The organism is Hydrogenimonas urashimensis, assembly GCF_016593255.1.
Classification (GTDB): domain Bacteria; phylum Campylobacterota; class Campylobacteria; order Campylobacterales; family Hydrogenimonadaceae; genus Hydrogenimonas; species Hydrogenimonas urashimensis.
This window is the reverse complement of record NZ_AP023212.1, coordinates 1198890-1216105: the sequence shown is the minus strand read 5'-3', so window position 1 is coordinate 1216105 and position 17216 is coordinate 1198890. Positions and strand designations below refer to the sequence as shown.

The 17216-nt window shown below is 55.4% G+C and carries 19 protein-coding genes; 13 read left to right on the top strand and 6 right to left on the bottom strand.

Going from position 1 to position 17216, the window contains the following annotated elements:
- Window positions 1-7: 7 nt before the first annotated feature.
- A complete protein-coding gene (gene flgB, locus JMG82_RS06115) occupies window positions 8-430 on the bottom strand; it encodes a flagellar basal body rod protein FlgB (RefSeq protein WP_201351849.1) in 423 nt (140 codons plus the stop codon).
- Between the two features lie 61 nt (window positions 431-491).
- Window positions 492-1457 carry a glucosaminidase domain-containing protein gene (locus tag JMG82_RS06110; protein WP_201351848.1) on the bottom strand — a complete coding sequence of 322 codons (966 nt, stop codon included), beginning with the start codon at window positions 1455-1457 and terminating at the stop codon, window positions 492-494.
- A gap of 47 nt (window positions 1458-1504) precedes the next feature.
- Between JMG82_RS06110 and JMG82_RS06105 the strand changes: the two genes are divergently transcribed.
- The 3 genes from JMG82_RS06105 to JMG82_RS06095 are packed head-to-tail and all read left to right on the top strand — an operon-like array spanning window position 1505 to window position 4528.
- Window positions 1505-2686, top strand: coding sequence for an FtsW/RodA/SpoVE family cell cycle protein (locus tag JMG82_RS06105; protein ID WP_201351847.1), 1182 nt, complete (start codon window positions 1505-1507; stop codon window positions 2684-2686).
- A gap of 43 nt (window positions 2687-2729) precedes the next feature.
- Window positions 2730-3425, top strand: a complete 696-nt coding sequence (locus JMG82_RS06100; RefSeq protein ID WP_236579212.1) for a dUTP diphosphatase — start codon at window positions 2730-2732, stop codon at window positions 3423-3425.
- Between the two features lie 29 nt (window positions 3426-3454).
- Window positions 3455-4528: a UDP-N-acetylglucosamine--N-acetylmuramyl-(pentapeptide) pyrophosphoryl-undecaprenol N-acetylglucosamine transferase gene (locus tag JMG82_RS06095; protein ID WP_236579106.1), complete on the top strand. Its 1074-nt coding sequence runs from the start codon at window positions 3455-3457 to the stop codon at window positions 4526-4528.
- Here JMG82_RS06095 and JMG82_RS06090 read toward each other — a convergent pair.
- The 3 genes from JMG82_RS06090 to JMG82_RS06080 are packed head-to-tail and all read right to left on the bottom strand — an operon-like array spanning window position 4525 to window position 6309.
- Window positions 4525-5142: a DUF2238 domain-containing protein gene (locus JMG82_RS06090; RefSeq protein WP_201351846.1), complete on the bottom strand. Its 618-nt coding sequence runs from the start codon at window positions 5140-5142 to the stop codon at window positions 4525-4527. The genes JMG82_RS06095 and JMG82_RS06090 overlap by 4 nt on opposite strands.
- Window positions 5139-5570 (bottom strand): acyl-CoA thioesterase, encoded by a 432-nt coding sequence (locus JMG82_RS06085; protein ID WP_201351845.1) that lies wholly within the window; start codon window positions 5568-5570, stop codon window positions 5139-5141. Before JMG82_RS06085 ends, JMG82_RS06090 begins: the two co-directional genes overlap by 4 nt.
- 4 nt (window positions 5571-5574) lie before the next feature.
- Window positions 5575-6309, bottom strand: a complete 735-nt coding sequence (locus JMG82_RS06080; RefSeq protein ID WP_201351844.1) for a ferredoxin-thioredoxin reductase catalytic domain-containing protein — start codon at window positions 6307-6309, stop codon at window positions 5575-5577.
- 131 nt (window positions 6310-6440) lie between these two features.
- Between JMG82_RS06080 and JMG82_RS06075 the strand changes: the two genes are divergently transcribed.
- The 10 genes from JMG82_RS06075 (at window position 6441) to JMG82_RS06030 (ending at window position 16407) form a co-directional block, all read left to right on the top strand.
- Window positions 6441-6776: an ElaB/YgaM/YqjD family protein gene (locus JMG82_RS06075; protein ID WP_201351843.1), complete on the top strand. Its 336-nt coding sequence runs from the start codon at window positions 6441-6443 to the stop codon at window positions 6774-6776.
- Window positions 6776-7102: a hypothetical protein gene (locus JMG82_RS06070; RefSeq protein WP_201351842.1), complete on the top strand. Its 327-nt coding sequence runs from the start codon at window positions 6776-6778 to the stop codon at window positions 7100-7102. Before JMG82_RS06075 ends, JMG82_RS06070 begins: the two co-directional genes overlap by 1 nt.
- A complete protein-coding gene (locus JMG82_RS06065) occupies window positions 7103-7399 on the top strand; it encodes a hypothetical protein (RefSeq protein WP_201351841.1) in 297 nt (98 codons plus the stop codon).
- A 90-nt stretch (window positions 7400-7489) separates the two neighbouring features.
- Window positions 7490-10060: an alanine--tRNA ligase gene (gene alaS / locus JMG82_RS06060; RefSeq protein ID WP_201351840.1), complete on the top strand. Its 2571-nt coding sequence runs from the start codon at window positions 7490-7492 to the stop codon at window positions 10058-10060.
- 87 nt (window positions 10061-10147) lie between these two features.
- Window positions 10148-10639 carry a hypothetical protein gene (locus JMG82_RS06055; RefSeq protein WP_201351839.1) on the top strand — a complete coding sequence of 164 codons (492 nt, stop codon included), beginning with the start codon at window positions 10148-10150 and terminating at the stop codon, window positions 10637-10639.
- A 3-nt stretch (window positions 10640-10642) separates the two neighbouring features.
- A complete protein-coding gene (maf, locus tag JMG82_RS06050; protein ID WP_201351838.1) occupies window positions 10643-11194 on the top strand; it encodes a septum formation inhibitor Maf in 552 nt (183 codons plus the stop codon).
- A gap of 75 nt (window positions 11195-11269) precedes the next feature.
- Window positions 11270-12367 carry an aminotransferase class I/II-fold pyridoxal phosphate-dependent enzyme gene (locus JMG82_RS06045; protein WP_201351837.1) on the top strand — a complete coding sequence of 366 codons (1098 nt, stop codon included), beginning with the start codon at window positions 11270-11272 and terminating at the stop codon, window positions 12365-12367.
- Entirely contained in the window at window positions 12360-13058 is a 699-nt protein-coding gene (locus JMG82_RS06040) for an ATP-binding cassette domain-containing protein (protein WP_201351836.1), read from the top strand. Before JMG82_RS06045 ends, JMG82_RS06040 begins: the two co-directional genes overlap by 8 nt.
- An 11-nt stretch (window positions 13059-13069) precedes the next feature.
- The gene (locus JMG82_RS06035; protein ID WP_346727037.1) at window positions 13070-15001 is read left to right on the top strand and encodes a penicillin-binding protein 1A; all 1932 of its coding nucleotides are present in this window, start codon (window positions 13070-13072) and stop codon (window positions 14999-15001) included.
- Window positions 15002-15027: 26 nt separating this feature from the next.
- Window positions 15028-16407, top strand: a complete 1380-nt coding sequence (locus JMG82_RS06030) for a dynamin family protein (protein ID WP_201351835.1) — start codon at window positions 15028-15030, stop codon at window positions 16405-16407.
- 42 nt (window positions 16408-16449) lie between these two features.
- Here the strand turns inward: JMG82_RS06030 and JMG82_RS06025 are convergent, their stop codons facing one another.
- On the bottom strand, window positions 16450-17028 hold the full coding sequence (locus JMG82_RS06025) for a lipid-binding SYLF domain-containing protein (protein WP_201351834.1): 579 nt from the start codon (window positions 17026-17028) through the stop codon (window positions 16450-16452).
- Window positions 17029-17216 lie beyond the last annotated feature (188 nt).

Sequence of the window (17216 nt, the reverse complement as noted above, 5' to 3'; positions counted from 1 at the left end):
TATCCCTTTATGTTTTTGCCGAGGCATCAAGTACGCTGCGGAAAATGGCACTGTCTTTTTTCAATGCCGCTACCAGGGCGTTGTAGACGACGGTATTTTTCGCCATTTCGGTCGTCTCGATATCCAGGTCGACCGTGTTGCCGTCGTTTCGGGCTGTATGCCCGTCTCTGAAAAAGATCTCCGCTCTCTTACTTTCCTTTTCCCGGGCAGTGCCGATATGGTTTTCGTTCGTGAGGCGCATTTCGAGCCTCTTGGGAGAGTGCGCGAAGAGCTCGTCGCTCTTTTCGGCCAGAAGTGATTCGAATGAGATATCGCGGGCTCGATAATTCGGCGTATCGACATTGGCGATATTGGAGCTGATCATATCCTGGCGCATGGCCCGGTAGTCGAGCGCTTTTTCCAACAACCCGTGAACGCGGCTGATCTGCATGTTTCATTCCTCCCGGATGACTTGCTGAAAATGAAGCAAAAATCGTTCCCAAAAAACGATTTCACGCATCCGGATGGATGATGACGGGGGAGTTTTCGCTCAGTTTTGCATGGTCGAGCCAGGAGAGGTTGTTGACGCGGATGACTTTGAGAAGCTCTTTAATGTACGCTTCCCCCCGTTCGGAGTAGTTTTCGAGTGTCCGGGCCAGAAGGGTGCCTGAAAGGGGTTTGCCTTCGCGCCGCAGCTTGGCCCTCATTTCCCTGAATTCTCTGTAGGCGGGGTGGGTGTTGAGGTTGAGAATATAGGCGCGGACCGAATCGAGAGGTGTGTTGAACGAGGCCAGCCCGTAATCGCCCAGATAGCTCCGCTGCTCCCTTGGCTTCATGGAGCTCTTGCTGAAACTCCACTGTCCGAAGAGTGCATTGCCTTTTACCGCGAAACGGGATGTGCCCCATCCGCTCTCGACGGCGCCCTGGGCGAGTATCAGGGAGGCCGGAACGATATCGACCCGCTTTTTCAGCTCTTCAAGCAGCGGAGGGGTGAGGATGCCGTTCTCTTTTTTGATCACTTTGTATTTGTAGGCGAGACGGCGAAGCCACCGGCTCTCCTTTCTGGAAACAGGTCCCTGGGGGATTTTCCGAAGGATTTCCAGAAGCCTTTTTCTCTCCCGTGCCACTTCCCGATCGGCTTTGAGCGCCCCGGATGCCAGGAGGCGCAAAAAGATGCTCTTTTTTACCTCGACCGGAATGTTTTTCGCTTCATCCGACCACCGGTCCGAAATACGGGTCAGTTCGATGTCGGGTACCTGCTCCATCCCTTTTTTGAAAGCTTCCCGGGTGTAGCCCAGGTTGTCGAGAATCTGCATGGTCTGCTGATAGGACTTGACCGTGTAGCGGAGAAACCGAGGCGTTTCGGCTCTTTTCTCCTCCTTCGGAAGATGCGTTTCGCATCCCGTCCAAAACAGCGGAAGGAGCATCGCAAAAAAGATGCGGGAAAACAGAAAGCAAACCTTACTATCAGTTAACATTTCATATAATATCAAAAATCTACAGACCTTTTCAAAAGAAACGCCGTATGATCGATCGCTCCCTCTTTCTCGCTGCCGTGACACTGATTGTGACCGGCATTGTTTTCAGCTATTCGCTTTCGGCCTATACGGTTCTGCTCTACAATGTTCCCCCCTACCACTTTCTTCTCCGCCAGTTGGTTGCGGGAGTGGCCGGCATCGTCCTGATGTGGTACATTGCGCGTCAGAACCCCAAGAAGGTCGTGATATGGCTCGGCTTCACATTACTGGTCGTTTCCGCTTTTCTCATGGTGGCCACCCCGTTCCTTCCCGAGCAGATCGCAAGGGAAGTGGGCGGTGCGAAACGCTGGATACGGCTGGGGCCCGTTTCGCTCGCCCCTGTCGAGTTCTTCAAAGTGGGGTTCGTCTTTTTCCTGGCGTGGAGCTTTTCCCGCAGGGTCATCCCCAAACATGCGGCCCGGTCGGAGGATGTGCGCTACACGCTCAAAGAGGAGCTTCTACTTCTGCTTCCCTACATTATCGTGTTCGCCGCGATCATGTTCATCATCGCCATCTTTCAGAACGACCTCGGACAGGTGGTCGTTTTGGCGGCGACCCTGCTGTTTATGATGATCTTCGCCGGCAGCAGCATTCGGATATTCGGCTTTTCGATTCTGGTGGGCGGGCTTGCCTTGGCCGCTTTCGTTGTCACCTCTCCCCACCGGATCGAGCGTTTCAAGGGATGGTGGTTCATGCTGCAGAACTCTGTGGCCAAACTTTTTCCCCAGTGGGCGCATGCCGTTCCCAAGGTGAATCTGGTCGAGGAGCCCTATCAGGTGAGCAACTCGCTGCATGCGATTCATCACGGCGGGCTTTTTGGCGTGGGATTGGGCAACGGCGTTTTGAAGCTCGGTTTTCTGAGCGAGGTACATACCGATTTCGTGCTGGCGGGGATGGCCGAAGAGATCGGGGTGGTGGGTGTGGGAGCTGTCGTCATGCTGCTTCTGTTCATCATTTTCCGGCTTCTTAGAATCGCGGGAAGAGTCCCGAATACCATCTACTATCTCTACTGCTCGGGGCTGGCGATGATCATCGGATTTGCCTTTTTGATAAACGCCCTGGGCATCAGCGGCGTCATTCCGCTCAAAGGCATTGCCGTTCCCTTCCTCAGTTACGGCGGATCGCAGGTCGTGGCTCTTTCGATCGGTATCGGCTTGGCCCTCTCGATGAGCAAAGAGGCGAATCTGTAGTACCGTCTCTCAAGCACACATAAGGAGATACGATTTGGACAAGGTGAAAAAACTCGAAGAGATGTTCCGTCTGCAGCAGCGGCTCAACGACGAGACCAACGGAGTGAAGTGGCGTGAGGGGGTGACGAAGCACGGAAAGATCATCAACTGGAAACGCTGCATTGTCATGGAGACGGCGGAACTGATCGACAGTTTCAGTTGGAAACACTGGAAAAATATCGCCGGAGGTATCGATTTTGAGAACATCAAAATCGAGATGGTCGATATCTGGCATTTTGTCATGAGTTACATTCTTCGGTTTCATGTGCCCCAAGAGGCGGCGAAACTGGCGTATGCGACGATGAAGGTGAGTGCCGTCAAACTCCCGACCTCCTGGAGCGAAGCGGACAATGCCAGAATCGAGACGCTGCTTGAACCCTTCGAGGACCTGATGGCGCTTGCACTGATCAAAACCGACGACGTAGCCTACAGGGAAGAGCTGCTGGAGCAGTTCTGGGAGTGTGTCGATGCCGTCGGGCTCGGTTTCGACGAACTTTACCGGCTCTATATCGGCAAGAATGCGCTCAACCAGTTTCGGCAGATGCACGGATACAAAGAGGGCACCTACCTCAAGGTCTGGAACGGCAGGGAAGACAATGTAGTGATGCAGGAGATTCTGGCGGAACGCCCCGACATCACCTACGACGGACTGATGGACGCGCTCGAGGCCGCGTATGCCACGGTGAGCGGTAAAGAGTGAATGGATGGTGAAGCGGAAATGGGGAATGGATGATCGGGAGTGAAAAAAAGGTGGGCGAATCCTCTTTGCGTTCAATGCCAGGCACCCGACATGCTATCCTTCTGACCGGCGGCGGGACCGGGGGGCACCTGGCCATCGTCCGTGCCGTCAAAGAGGCGCTGCTGGCCCAGGGTGTCCGCCCTTTCTACATCGGCAGCGAAAGCGGACAGGACAGGGAGTGGTTCGACGCCGACGGGGATTTTGCCGACAAACTCTTTCTGCCCACGCGGGGTGTGGTGAACCGGCGGGGCTTTGGCAAGGCGGCCGCTTTGGGGCAGGTGCTCAAAAGCAGTGTCGCCGCCCGCCGCTATCTGAAAGAGCACGGCATATCGGCGGTTCTGAGTGTCGGAGGCTTCTCGGCCGCTCCCGCCTCTTTCGCCGCTCTGGCATCGGGCGTGCCCCTCTTTATCCACGAGCAAAACGCCGTGCCGGGACGTCTCAACCGGCTCTTCCGCCCTTTCTGCCGAGCCTATTTCTCTTCCTATGATGGGGAGCGCATCGATTATCCGGTCAGAGAGGTCTTTTTCCAAAAAGCGAGAACCCGAGCAACCATCCGCACCGTTGTTTTCCTTGGCGGCAGTCAGGGGGCGTCGGCGATCAACGATTTCGCCCTCAAAGCCGCTTCCGGATTGAAAGATCGCGGCATCGCAATCATCCATCAGACCGGCAGAAGAGATTTCGAACGGGTCAAGCAGGGATACGCGAGAGTGGGAATCGACGCGGATGTTTTTCCTTTCGACAAAGCATTGCACGAAAAGATCGCTCGTGCCGATTTCGCCGTCAGCCGTGCCGGTGCCAGCACCCTCTGGGAGCTGGTCGCCAACCGCATTCCCACCCTTTTCGTTCCCTATCCCCATGCCGCCGGAGACCACCAGTATTTCAACGCGAAATTCCTGTGCGAGAAGGGGGCCGCGTGGGTGAAACGGGAATCGGAGCTGGTGGTGGATGATCTTTTGAACATCGATGCCGAGGCGGTCGAAGCGGCCAGCCGCCGGCTGGAGGGATTGATAGGACCGGGAGGTGCCGAGGCGATCGCCAATGCCCTTTTGCAGGGGGTACTTTAACGCCGTTGGGTCAGGGATTGCCTCTGTGTCAGTAGATAGATCGAAGTAGCGAACACGGCGCCCAGCGTGTCGCATAGCATATCCTTCTGGGCATCCCAGACATCCCCCTGTGCCCCTACGTAGTCGGCCCCCGCCTGAGGATTGAGGGAGACGGCGGCGATCCACTCGACGATCTCGTAAAGCGCCGCGATCGTGACGATGGAGAAGACGGGAAAGAGAAAGAGCATGATGCGGTTTGCAACGAGCCGTTTTCTGTCGATCAGTTCGGCGATGGCGTAGGCGTAGAAGCCGACCGAGAAGTGGGCGATGCGGTCGTAGTTGTTGCGTTCCCATCCGAAAAGGTCGTTGACGAGGTCGAAAGGGACCTTCGCGAAAGTGTAGTGTCCGCCGACCGTGTGCATGTAGACCCAGACGCTCATCAGGGCGTAGGCGGTGTTGGAAAAGCGGAATTTCGGGTAGGTGAGTACCAGTGGCACCACGACCAGCAGAACGGTCAGGTTTTCCGCGATCCAGACGGCTTTGTCGAGGGGATCGATGGCGCAGAGGAGGAAAAGAATGATGTAGCCGCCCAGAAGAAGATGGGGAAAATAGTGTGCAGGAGCGGAATGTTTCATGTTCTCTTTTCTCCCTCTTGGCGGAAGGCCCGGACGACGGCTTCGGGAATACGCGCCGGCCGCATCGTTTCGGCGTGGACGAAGATCCATTCGCTTCTGCCTTCGCACAGGAGCGTGCCGTCGGAGATCCTCGTGATACGATAGCGGCGCACCGCTTTGATCTTTTCGATCGAATCGAGCCAGGTCTCTATCTGCAGCTTCTCGCCGGCGAATGCGGGTCGGTGATATTCGATATGATGGGATTTGGCGACCCACGTGCCGCCCGTCTCCTTTATACAGCGTTCAAAATCCCAGCCCACCGATTCGGAGTGGGCGGCGGCCGCTTCGACCATCCATTGCAGGTAGTTGACATTGCCGACGTGCCCGTTGAAGTCGATCGCCTTTTCGGGGACGGTGAAGCGGTGGCCAAAGAGGGGAGAGGCAGCCATCGCTTTAGCGCTCTATCTCCCCGTTGAAGGCGATGATGCCGTAGGTCAGGTTGCCGATATGTTTGAACCCCTGTGCTTTCATGACATGCTGGACCTGGTAGCTCCGGCTTCCGGTGTGGCAGTAGAGGATCATGCGGTCCTCTTTCTTGTTCTGAATCTTTTCGAACCAGTCGTAGAACCGGGAGGTCGGCCAAAGCTTGTCGGTACCCTTGATGTGTCCCATCTGAAACTCCATCGGCTCCCTTACATCGATCAGTTCGAAAGAGACCATGCCCAGCTCTCTGGCCTCCAACAATGCTTCGAGTTCGTCGCCGTCGAGCTGTTCCTTTTCGACCAGCAGCTGCGCTTCCTCTTTGCTCAGGCCGCGGGAGTGGAGGTGAACCGCCTCTTCGATCGCCTCCTCTTTGGCGTGCCTGGCGGCATATTCGGGGGTGCAGAAGATGCCGCAGTGACAGTGGCCCTGTTCGGGAATCTCTTTCTCCAGTGCCGGTTTGCAGGGGCAGATGCGGTTGTCGGCCGCTTTGCGCTCCTCGGGTGTTTCACCGATGACCATGAAGCAGGGGCAGTAGCGTTTGCCGTAGATCATTCTATTGCGGGCCAGTCCCATGGCGACCCCTTCGTTGATCTCCGCGTCGGGATTTTGGACGAAACCGAACTGATTGTTGACTTTTTCGACGAATTTCCAGGTCTTTTCCAATTCCGCCTGGAATTCGTCCGAATTGATATCGATCTGCTGCATAAACGTGACTCCTGTGAGATAATGAAAAAATTTTGATAAAACGGTGGCGTCATTGTAGCAAAAACCGCCGGCAAGAACGTTTTGGGGTATAATTAAGAATTGGCGTACAAATCCTGTTGAAGGAGGGGTTCATGACACAAAAAAATACGCAGTCCGAAACGACGGGAGCCGATGTGGAGGCACTCAAAAAGGAGATCGAGACACTGAAAAAAGATCTTCTCAGGCTCACCGAAACGGTAGGGAAGGTCGGCGAGGCGAAACTCAGGGAGTCTCTCGATGGCGTGAAGGAGCGGATCGCTTCGGAAATACCGCCGGAGCAGCTGGAGAAATTCGACGCCCTGAAAGATCAGGGAGAGGAAGCGATCGAAGCGATCAGGCGGCAGCAGAAGGAGCATCCGGTCGGTACACTGCTGGTGGCGGCGGGTGTCGGTTTTCTTCTCGGGAAAATCCTGGGAGGGAAAAACTGATGTCCAAAGTGACCGTATCCGATTTCATCATCGCTCTGATGGACCTGCTCGAAGCAGAAAGCCGGGCTCTTCAGGAGTCGGCCACCCTCTTCATGGAGGAGCAGCGGGCATCTTTGCAAAACACCCTCTACCGGAGTGGATGGATGGTGGCGTGGATAGTCGCCGCGGTCACGGCGATGCTCGGGGCGGTCGGATTTGCTGTATGGGGTCTTTACCTTCTCTTCGCCCGTTATGTATCGGAAACCGGGGCGCCTTTTGCGGCCGGAGCGGTGCTGCTGCTTTGCGCGGCGCTTTTTACGCGGTTGGCCATGAAGGCGAGGGTCTGAATGGATGAGAGTCTGACCGAAGCCCGCAAACGGTTTGAAGCGATCGCGCAGGGGCGTTACGTTCCCAAAAAACTCTCTGTTGGGGAGGCAAAAAAACGACTGAGAGAAACCGATCCCGGTATCGATGTCTCGGATCTGCTGTGCGCCTTGGCCGAAGGAGATCTCAAGCGTGCCGGCTCCTCTTTTTTGTGGCAGACGCTCGCCCCCGAAACCGTGGCCTATTTCACCCCTCTGATCGTCGGCGCCATCGCGTCGATGATGGAAACAAAACCCGAAAAAAAGGGTGAAAATAGCTGATTTCACCCGCCTCTTTTTCTGCGATAACCGATATTTCAAAAGTTTTTGGATAAAATCAATCCAATTTAATCACTTCGAAGGTTGAGTTTGATGGATATTCGACAGGCTTTTTTGGACTACTTCGCCTCCAAAGGGCATACTATCTACGAAAGCGCGCCGCTGGTTCCCGACGATCCCACGCTGCTTTTCACCAACGCGGGAATGGTTCCTTTCAAAAACATTTTCACCGGGGAGGTTCCCGCGCCGAACCCACCCAGAGGCACGAGCTGCCAGACCTGTATCCGTGCGGGGGGAAAGCACAACGACCTGGAAAATGTGGGGCATACGGCACGCCACCACACCTTTTTCGAAATGCTGGGCAACTTCAGCTTCGGTGACTATTTCAAGGAGGAAGCCATCGCCTACGCGTGGGAGTTCGTAACAGGTATACTGGAACTGCCGGTCGAGAAGCTCTGGGTTACCGTCCACGAAAGCGACGACGAAGCGGCACAAATCTGGGCGAAACATATCGCCCCCGAGCGCATTCTGCGCATGGGAGACAAGGACAATTTCTGGCAGATGGGCGACACCGGTCCGTGCGGTCCCTGCAGCGAAATCTTCTATGACCAGGGGGCGGAGCATTTCAACGGGCCCGAAGACTATCTGGGCGGCGACGGGGACCGCTTTTTGGAAATCTGGAATCTCGTTTTCATGCAGTACGAGCGTGACAAGGCGGGAAACCTGACACCGCTTCCGAAACCTTCCATCGACACCGGCATGGGACTGGAGCGGGTCGTGGCGGTCAAGGAGGGGAAGTTCAGCAACTACGATACCGAGCTTTTCATGCCGATCATCCGGGGTGTCGAAGAGCTGGTAGGCCGGCCCTACGTCTATGAAAAAGGGGCAAGCTACCGCGTCATCGCCGATCATCTGCGCTCGACAACGTTCCTGCTGGCCCAGGGGGTCAACTTCTCCAACGAGGGACGGGGCTACGTGCTGCGCCGCATTCTGCGCCGCGCCGTACGCCACGGCTACATGCTGGGTCTTCGTGAGCCCTTCATGTTCGGACTGGTCGATGTTCTTGTTGATATCATGGGCGGCCACTACACCTACCTCGTCGAGAAGAAAGAGACGGTCAAGCAGATGATGCAGCTCGAAGAGGAGCGCTTCTTCGCGACGATCGCCGCTGGCATCGAACTCTTTGAAAAAGAGCTCGCCCATACCGACAAGCTCTTCAGCGGCGCCGTGGCCTTCAAGCTCTACGATACCTACGGTTTTCCGCTCGATTTGACACAGGATATGCTCAGAGAAAAGGGGCTCGAGGTCGACATCGGCGAATTCGAGCGGTTGATGCAGGCGCAGCGGGAGCGGGCCAAAGCGGCGTGGAAAGGCAGTGGGGACGCGAAAGTGGAGGGAGATTTCAAAGCGCTTCTGGAAGCGTGCGGCAAAAATCTTTTCGTCGGCTACGACAATCTCACGGCCGAGAGCAAGGTGCTGGCGCTTTTGAACGAGAGTTTCGCCCGTGTCAAATGCCTGGAACCCGGACAGAAAGGATGGGTGATGCTCGACATCACCCCCTTCTACGCCGAAAGCGGCGGCCAGGCGGGCGACGTGGGCGTACTGCGCGAGACACTAAGCGGCGAAACGCTCGCTAGGGTGGTCGATACGAAGAGGTTTTTCGAGATGAATCTTTCGGAAATCGAAGCGGTCGAAAAGATGTGCGAAAACGATCTCGTCGAAGCGGCCGTCGATACGGCACGCCACGAGATCGCCAAGCACCACAGCGCCACCCACCTGCTGCACAGCGCCCTTAGAGAGATTCTGGGCAGCCACGTGGCACAGGCAGGTTCTCTGGTCGAATCGGACCGGCTCCGCTTCGATTTCAGCCATCCCGGGGCGATGACGTCCGAGGAGATCGCCGCGGTCGAAGCGTGGGTCAACGACAAGATCGAGCGCGGTATCGCCGGTGAAGTGGAGGAGATGGACATCGAATCGGCGAAAGCGAAAGGGGCGATGGCACTCTTTGGTGAAAAGTACGGCAAGAAGGTGCGAGTCGTCAGCTTCGGAGAGAAAAGTATCGAGCTGTGCGGCGGTACCCACGTTCACAACACAGCGGAGATCGGGATGTTCCTGATTACCAAAGAGAGCGGTGTCAGCGCCGGGGTACGCCGCATCGAAGCGGTCTGTGGGCATGCGGCCTACGAGAGGGTCAAAAAAATGCGCGAGACGCTGGCGCACATCGCCACGGAACTCAAGGCCAAGGACCCTCTGCAGGGAATCGAAAAACTCCAGCAGCAGGTCAAAGAGCTCAAACAGTCGCTCAAAGAGGCGCAAAAGAGCAGAAAAAGTGATCTAAAAATTGGAAAGATCGGCGATGTCACCGTCGTCGTCGACGAGGTGGAGGGTGGTGACATCAAGACGATGATCGACGATCTGAAAAATGGCCACGACAAAGTGGCGGTGATGCTCTTCCAGAAAAGAGGGGAGAAAGTGCTTATCGCGGCGGGTCAGAAAAACACTCCTGTGAAGGCGGGAGCGTGGGTCAAAGAGATCGCACCGATTCTTGGCGGTGGCGGAGGCGGGCGCGACGACTTCGCCCAGGCTGGCGGCAAAAAACCTGAAGCGATCGAAGAAGCCAAAGCGGCGGCGATGACGTATCTGGAAAAGACAATTGGGCAGTAGCCATTGGAAAACTCAATGCGAATCGGCAGCGAAAAGGTATCGAAAGCATCTTCCGTTCACTGTCTGCCATCTGAAAGGAGGTAGTGTATGAAAGAGTTTGCCGTCGAATTTTTCAACAACTTCTCCTTCTTTATCGTCTTTTTGCATGTGCTGGGTGCCATCGTCTGGGTAGGCGGCATGATCGGCATGCGTCTGGCGGTCCATCCGGGGCTGCAGCATATCGACGACCCGAAGGTCCGTCTTGCCCGGACACTGGAGATTGTGCGCAACCTTTTTGCGCTGGTACTTCCTTTCATCGTGCTGATTTTGCTGACCGGATTCATCATGGGACTTGCGGTGGGAGCGCCCGGCAGCGAATTGGCGACGGTCGTCTATATCAAAGAGGCGGTCTGGCTCGTGATGACGCTCAACTATGCCGCGATGGTCTATCGCCGTAACCGGGCGGAGCGCTTTTTCGTGGCCGGAGACCTCTCCGGAGCGAGGGAGATGCTAGCACCCATTCCCAATCTGATGCTGCCGGTCAATATCGCACTGGGTGTTTTGGCACTCGTGCTCGGTATCTATCTGAGGGGGTTTTGAGCCATGCTGCTTCTGGGCTCTTCGTCGCAGACCCGCGCGAAGATACTTCGCGAGCACGGGATCGACTTCACCCAGGTCGGATGCGATTTCGACGAGGAGGCTCTGGATCATTCGATTCCGAAGAATTTCGTCTATCACGCCGCCATGGGAAAGATGAGGGCCTGTGAAGCGAAGTATGGTCTTCAAACCCCGATACTCTGTGCCGATACGGTCGTCACGGCCCATGGGAAGATTCTCCGCAAGGCCAGGGACGGGGAGGATGCACGGCGTCTGCTGCGGATGCAGAGCGGAAGCGACGTGAGCATCATCACCTGCATGGTCTACAAATCGGAAAAGAAGATGTTCATCGATCTCTCCGATACGGTCTACAGATTCGCGCCCTTTGACGAACAAGCGCTCGAACGGTATATCGAAAGCGGAGAGTGGCGCGACAAAGCGGGCGCGTGCATGGTGGAAGGGTTCTGCAAACCCTACATCGAGAGTGTTCGGGGGTACGAGAGTTGCGCCATGGGGTTGACGGTCGAAAAACTGGTGCCCTGGCTGGAGAGTGCGTGAGCGGGGCATTCAAAATGATAAAAGGAGCGAAGCGACCTTTCCGAAACTTTTCACTAAAAAAGGGCGAAGACCGTTATGTATAAAAAAGAGCTTGCCGCCCTGCGCCGTGCCAACCGTTTCCGCACCCCCGTGATGGCGGATCCCGACGCTGTTGATATGGCGAGCAACGACTATCTTGGACTCGCCCACAAGCGGAAGCTTTTCAAAGGCGCCTGCCGGCGTGTGGCGGATTTTCCATGGCATGCGCCGAAGTCATCGCTTTTTGTGGGAGGATACCATCCCATTCACCGGGATTTCGAACATCGCCTCGCCGAAGCGAACGGATTCGAAGCGGGCGTGGTGGTCGGCAGCGGATTTTTGGCCAACCTTGGTCTGATCGAATCCCTCGTGCGTCGGGGTGATGTGCTTTTTATCGACGAGAGCTATCATGCCAGCGGGATGGTGGGAGCGAAGCTGGTGCGGGGGCGCGTCGTCACCTTCGCCCACAACGATCCGGCCGATCTGATCGAAAAGCTTTCCGATGTGCCGGCAGGAGGCAGACGGATCATTGCGGTCGAAGGCATCTATTCGATGGAAGGCGACAGGGTCAAAAGGGATTTTTTCGAGATCGCCGAATGGTTCGACACCCTGATGATCGTGGACGAAGCGCACAGCAGCGGAACGACAGGACCCAATCTTCTGGGTGTTTTCGACCATTACGGCATCGAGCCGGATGCACGACATATCAAGATGGGAACGCTTGGAAAGGCGTACGGAAGTTACGGCGCCTATATTCTCGCCTCCGAAGAGATCGTTTCGTTTCTGCACAACCGTGCCAAACCGCTGATCTATACCACGGCCCCTTCGCTGTTCGATATCGCCCTCGCTCACGAGGGGTTCGATTACATCATGAAAAAACGCAAAAAGCTTTCGCGGAAAATAGAGAGGCTCAAAGCGGTGGCGGAGCCTTTTGCCGGGACGATGCCCGAAGGGATGATCGTTCCGCTTCCGATGCCCGATATCGAGACGACCATGATTTTGCGGGATCGTTTGAAGAAGATGGGGTTCGAGGTGGGCGCGATACGCCCGCCGACCGTTTCCAGTCCCATCTTGCGTGTCATTCTTCGGACGGCCGTGAAACCGAAACGGTACCGGGAACTGTTCAAAGCGATCAAAAGGATGCTGCATGGGTGAATTTAGGTGCAGCGCTCTGACGATCTCCAAAAAGGGGAAGGTCTTTGTTGATATCGCCTTCTCCATACGCCGCTCTCTGGCACTGGTAGGGGAGAGCGGCAGCGGGAAGAGTTTGACGCTCAAGGCCCTTCTTGGAATGCTTCCGAAAGGTTTTAAAGCCCGTCTGGCGTGCGAAAGCGATTTTGGGCTGCGGCGTGGCGAAACGGTGGCCTATGTGCCACAGAACCCCTTCACCGCTCTCTCCCCTCTTACGAAGATCCGGGATCAGTGGATCGTGGCGGCGGAGAGTGCGCCGGAGCGGATGGCGCAGGTCGGGCTTGAGAGTGAATTGCTGAACCGTTTCCCCCCGGAACTCTCCGGCGGACAGCTGCAGAGGGTGGTCATCGCCATGGCCCTGTCGTCGCGGCCGAAGCTGCTTTTGCTGGACGAACCGACCACAGCGCTGGATGCCGATCTTAGAGAGATGGTCGTGAAACTGCTCCTTGACCTGCAGGAAGAGATGGGGTTCAGGATGCTTTTTGTCACCCACGACATCGCCACGGCAGCGAAGCTCTGCCGTGAAATCGTCGTCATAAAAAAGGGGAAAGTGATGGAGCGCGGGATGATGGATGAGGTGCTTTCCTTCCCCAGGTCGGACTATACCAAAGCGCTCATCGCCGCCAATTTCGCACATCGGGAGTTTAGAAGTTGATAAAATTTTTTGTGAAACTGCTAGTCCGCCTCGCCATATTGGCGGCAATGGCCCTTTTCGGGTATCTGGTCTATCTCTATTTCGAAATCGGCCACGAAGTGGAGCCGCTGGTGCATTACAATCCGCCCAAGACGACGCAGATTTTCGATCGCAACGGCCGGCTGATCGCCAACGTTTTTGAAAAGGAGCACCGCATCTATGTTTCCTACGACGAGATTCCGGGCAGGGTGATCGAAGCGCTGGTCGCCATCGAGGATACACTTTTTTTCGAGCATCACGGTGTCAATCCCGAAGCGATTTTCCGGGCGCTTGTCAAAGATATCAAAGCGAGGAAAATGGTCGAGGGGGCATCGACTCTGACCCAGCAGCTGATCAAATCGACGCTTCTGAGCCGTGAGAAGAAGATCAAAAGAAAGATCAAGGAGGCACTCCTTTCGATCCGCCTGGAACAGGAGCTCACGAAAGAGGAGATTCTTGAGCGCTATCTCAACGCGATCTTCTTCGGGCACGGATATTACGGCATCCGGACAGCCTCTTTGGGCTATTTCCACAAAGATCTGGACGAGCTGACACTCAAAGAGATCGCCATTTTAGTCGGTCTTCCCAAAGCGCCGAGCGCCTACGATCCGACGCGCCACTACGCCAACGCGATGGCGCGGGCCAACCGGGTGCTGGAGCGCATGAAGGCACTGGGATGGATCGACGAGGCGACCTATATGCGTGAGATCAAGGAGGCACCGAAGGTGTACGACGACACGCTGACACAAAACCGTGCCCCCTATATCGTCGATGCGGTGATCAACCGGCTGCTTCCGAAATACCACGACATACGTTCGGGCGGATACAGGATCGAAACGGCCGCGGATCTGGAGTATCAGGCGATGGCGCGCGATGCGCTGAAGTACGGTTACGAAGCCTACCGGAAACGGCACGGTGACGATGTGAACATCTCCGAAACCTTCAACGGGGCGATGGTGGTGCTCGACGGCAGGAGCGGGGATGTGCTAGCGATGCTCGGCGGGGTCGACTATGCCCGAAGCGCTTTCAACAGGGCCGTCTCTTCACGGCGCCAGCCGGGTTCGGCTTTCAAACCCTTTATCTATCAGACCGCGCTCAATCTGGGATACAACCCCGAAAGCCGGATTCCCGACATCGCCCGGACCTATCGTTTCGACGAAGGCAACACCAGCAAACTGTGGCAGCCCAAAAACTACGAAAAGGACTACAAAGGGATGATCACGCTGCGGGAGGCACTGGTCCATTCAAGAAACCTGGCGACGATCAACCTCGTGAGCGAAATTGGAATCACGACACTCCACAGCAAACTGGATGTTTTCGGTATCGAGGATCTTCCCTACAACCTCTCCATCGCGCTGGGGAACATCGCCCTCTCCCCTCTTCAGATGGCCCGCCTCTACACGGTTTTTGCTGACATGGGGGTGTTGCACGAACCCAGACTGGTGGTCAACCTCTACGATGACAAAGGCAGACTGGTTGAGCATACAGAGAGCGTGGGCAAAGAGGTCTATCCCAAACCGCAGGCTTATCTGATGATTGATATACTTAAAGATGTGGTACGGCGGGGGACCGGCAGAAACGCGAGGGTCAAAGGGATCGACATTGCAGGAAAGACCGGAACCACCAACAACAGTGTGGATACATGGTTCTGCTCCTTTACACCGGATGTGGAAACGGTTGTCTGGTTCGGAAACGATGACAATACACCCCTTCCAAAACACGAAACGGGCGGTCGGACGGCAGCCCCGGTGGCCCGAGTTTTTTACGGGGCGCTGGCAAAGAAACATCCGGAGTTCATGCGAAAGTTCGAAGAACCCGAAGGGGTTTACCATGCGACCCGGAACGGAAAGGATGTGATCTATACCGATCTCTCCCCGCTGCCTGCCGTGGAGGCCTCCCCCACGGAGGAAGAGATTATATTCTAATTGACGTTACACCATAAAGGACGTATATGACGACAAAAGAGCGGTACAAAAAGCTCAAGCAGCATCTAAAAGAAGAGAATCCGGTTTTGCTGGATGTCATCAGGCAGTACGAAAATCTGGACAGGATCGCCCACTCCCTGGGATTTCTTGGGTCTGAAGAGAGTTATACAGCCAATATCTCCTGGTGGCCGCTAATCTCCGTTTTGGGAACCTTTTCCGCTGGCAAATCGACTTTCATCAACAACTATCTCGGGGTGAAGGTACAGCAAAGCGGCAACCAGGCGGTCGACGACAAATTCACCGTCATCTGCTACGGCAACAACGAGAAGGTGCAAACCCTTCCGGGTCTGGCGCTCGACGCCGATCCGCGCTTTCCTTTCTACAATATCAGCGAAGAGGTGGAGAAGGTCGAAAAAGGGGAGGGAAGCCGTGTCAACCTCTATCTTCAGCTCAAGACGGTCAAATCGGATGTGATCAAAGGGGAGATTCTGATCGATTCTCCCGGTTTCGATGCCGATGCCCAGCGCGATTCGATACTGCGCATCACCGATCACATTATCGGGATGAGCGATCTGGTGCTCATTTTTTTCGATGCGCGCCATCCGGAACCCGGCGCGATGCGCGATACGCTGGAGCATCTGGTCGGAACGACGGTGGGGCGCAGGGACGCCAACAAGATGCTCTACATTCTCAACCAGATCGATACCACCGCCAAAGAGGACAACCTGGAGGATGTGATGGGCGCCTGGCAGAGGGCGCTCTCGCAGCAGGGGCTCATCTCCGGAAATTTCTTCGCCATCTATAACGAAGACGCGATGGTGGCCATCGACGATCCGGCCGTGGCAGAACGCCTGAAGCGGAAAAAAGACGAGGATCTGGCCAGAATCATCGAGCGGATGGAGGGGGTCAAGATCGAGCGTGCCTATCGCATCTCCAAAGCGCTCGAAGATTTCGCGAAAGAGATCGTTACCGAGAAACTGCCGCTGCTGCGGAAGGCACTCGGTCGCTGGGGCCGCCGCGTTATGGTCGCCGACCTCGTGCTGGCGGGGCTGATCGCCGCCGGTGTCGGCTCTCTTTTCACGCTTGGCATGCTTCCCTCCTCCATGGGAGGGGTGGTGGCAGTCTACGCCGCCGCGATCGTTCTGTTTCTCTTTATCCACTTCAAAATGCGCCATCTCTTCGGACGCATGGAAGTGAAGCGCTGGATGCAGAAAGATCCACGAATCGCCCGTGCGATCGAACAGAATATCCGCTGGTATCGTCCGATGCTGCGTATCTGGTTAAAAGGATGGAGCCGCCGCGCCGCCGATAAACTGGAGCATGTGATCGACTACAGTAAGGAGGCGATCAGAAAACTCAACGACCAGTTCGTCAGTCCAGCAGGTGGTGAAGGCATAAAAAGTTAAAAATTTCGGCGGGTGCGAGGTACGTAGTCTACCGCTAATTTTTTAATTGAGTTCGTCGTCTTTCCAGTATTTCGTTCCCTGGATCGTGGCTTGCAGTGCCAGGCCGTTTTTGGTTATCTTGTAGAGGTGAAGGCCGGGCGCGACGGTGACGGCGGCACTGGCGGCACCTCCTTTCTCTTTGGCTTTGGCGGCGGCATCCGCCTGGGCGTTGGCTTCCCATCCGCTGTTCACGAAATTGTCGAATACCTCTTTGTTGTCGAAAATAAAGACAATGCGAAAATCCTTGACACCGAGGCCAACACCGACTCCGCCCGAAAACATTTTCATAAAGATATCTTTGCCTGTTTTGTTGTTATGGGCGAGTCCCGAACCGTTCTCCGTCGAAAGGAGAAACAGATTGATGCCGATATTGGAGAATGTGGCGTACCCATAGGCATTTTTTACCTGGCTGCGGGCTTGCGGTACATATCTATAGAGCATCTGCAGTGTCTCGCGACTCATCTTCCGTATCTCCTGACGAGCCTTTTGGATTTCCTCTTTGCTCTTGTCGCCTCCAAAAAATCCCGAAAAGAGAAAGACGACAGCCACAAGAGCGAGCACCAGTTTCAATCGTTGTCTCATCGACGACCTCCCGAATTGTTTCCAATATCATAACAAATCGGCAGGCAGCTCTTGCTGAGAAGAAAGTGTTCCGCGTCGATTTGACACTCAAAGATATTTTGTGCCAACAAGCACATAAAACCCTAAAATTACAAACATTATAAAACTTGACAATGCCAATATCAACATTGTAAAATTTCATCAAAAAA

What these genes read in the sequence shown, in the direction of transcription:
- flgB (WP_201351849.1), bottom strand. Translation starts at nt 430, where the DNA reads ATGCAGATCAGCCGCGTTCACGGGTTGTTGGAAAAAGCGCTCGACTAC.
- JMG82_RS06110 (WP_201351848.1), bottom strand. Translation starts at nt 1,457, where the DNA reads ATGTTAACTGATAGTAAGGTTTGCTTTCTGTTTTCCCGCATCTTTTTT.
- JMG82_RS06105 (WP_201351847.1), top strand. Translation starts at nt 1,505, where the DNA reads ATGATCGATCGCTCCCTCTTTCTCGCTGCCGTGACACTGATTGTGACC.
- JMG82_RS06095 (WP_236579106.1), top strand. Translation starts at nt 3,455, where the DNA reads ATGATCGGGAGTGAAAAAAAGGTGGGCGAATCCTCTTTGCGTTCAATG.
- JMG82_RS06090 (WP_201351846.1), bottom strand. Translation starts at nt 5,142, where the DNA reads ATGAAACATTCCGCTCCTGCACACTATTTTCCCCATCTTCTTCTGGGC.
- JMG82_RS06085 (WP_201351845.1), bottom strand. Translation starts at nt 5,570, where the DNA reads ATGGCTGCCTCTCCCCTCTTTGGCCACCGCTTCACCGTCCCCGAAAAG.
- JMG82_RS06080 (WP_201351844.1), bottom strand. Translation starts at nt 6,309, where the DNA reads ATGCAGCAGATCGATATCAATTCGGACGAATTCCAGGCGGAATTGGAA.
- JMG82_RS06075 (WP_201351843.1), top strand. Translation starts at nt 6,441, where the DNA reads ATGACACAAAAAAATACGCAGTCCGAAACGACGGGAGCCGATGTGGAG.
- JMG82_RS06070 (WP_201351842.1), top strand. Translation starts at nt 6,776, where the DNA reads ATGTCCAAAGTGACCGTATCCGATTTCATCATCGCTCTGATGGACCTG.
- JMG82_RS06065 (WP_201351841.1), top strand. Translation starts at nt 7,103, where the DNA reads ATGGATGAGAGTCTGACCGAAGCCCGCAAACGGTTTGAAGCGATCGCG.
- alaS (WP_201351840.1), top strand. Translation starts at nt 7,490, where the DNA reads ATGGATATTCGACAGGCTTTTTTGGACTACTTCGCCTCCAAAGGGCAT.
- JMG82_RS06055 (WP_201351839.1), top strand. Translation starts at nt 10,148, where the DNA reads ATGAAAGAGTTTGCCGTCGAATTTTTCAACAACTTCTCCTTCTTTATC.
- maf (WP_201351838.1), top strand. Translation starts at nt 10,643, where the DNA reads ATGCTGCTTCTGGGCTCTTCGTCGCAGACCCGCGCGAAGATACTTCGC.
- JMG82_RS06045 (WP_201351837.1), top strand. Translation starts at nt 11,270, where the DNA reads ATGTATAAAAAAGAGCTTGCCGCCCTGCGCCGTGCCAACCGTTTCCGC.
- JMG82_RS06040 (WP_201351836.1), top strand. Translation starts at nt 12,360, where the DNA reads ATGGGTGAATTTAGGTGCAGCGCTCTGACGATCTCCAAAAAGGGGAAG.
- JMG82_RS06030 (WP_201351835.1), top strand. Translation starts at nt 15,028, where the DNA reads ATGACGACAAAAGAGCGGTACAAAAAGCTCAAGCAGCATCTAAAAGAA.
- JMG82_RS06025 (WP_201351834.1), bottom strand. Translation starts at nt 17,028, where the DNA reads ATGAGACAACGATTGAAACTGGTGCTCGCTCTTGTGGCTGTCGTCTTT.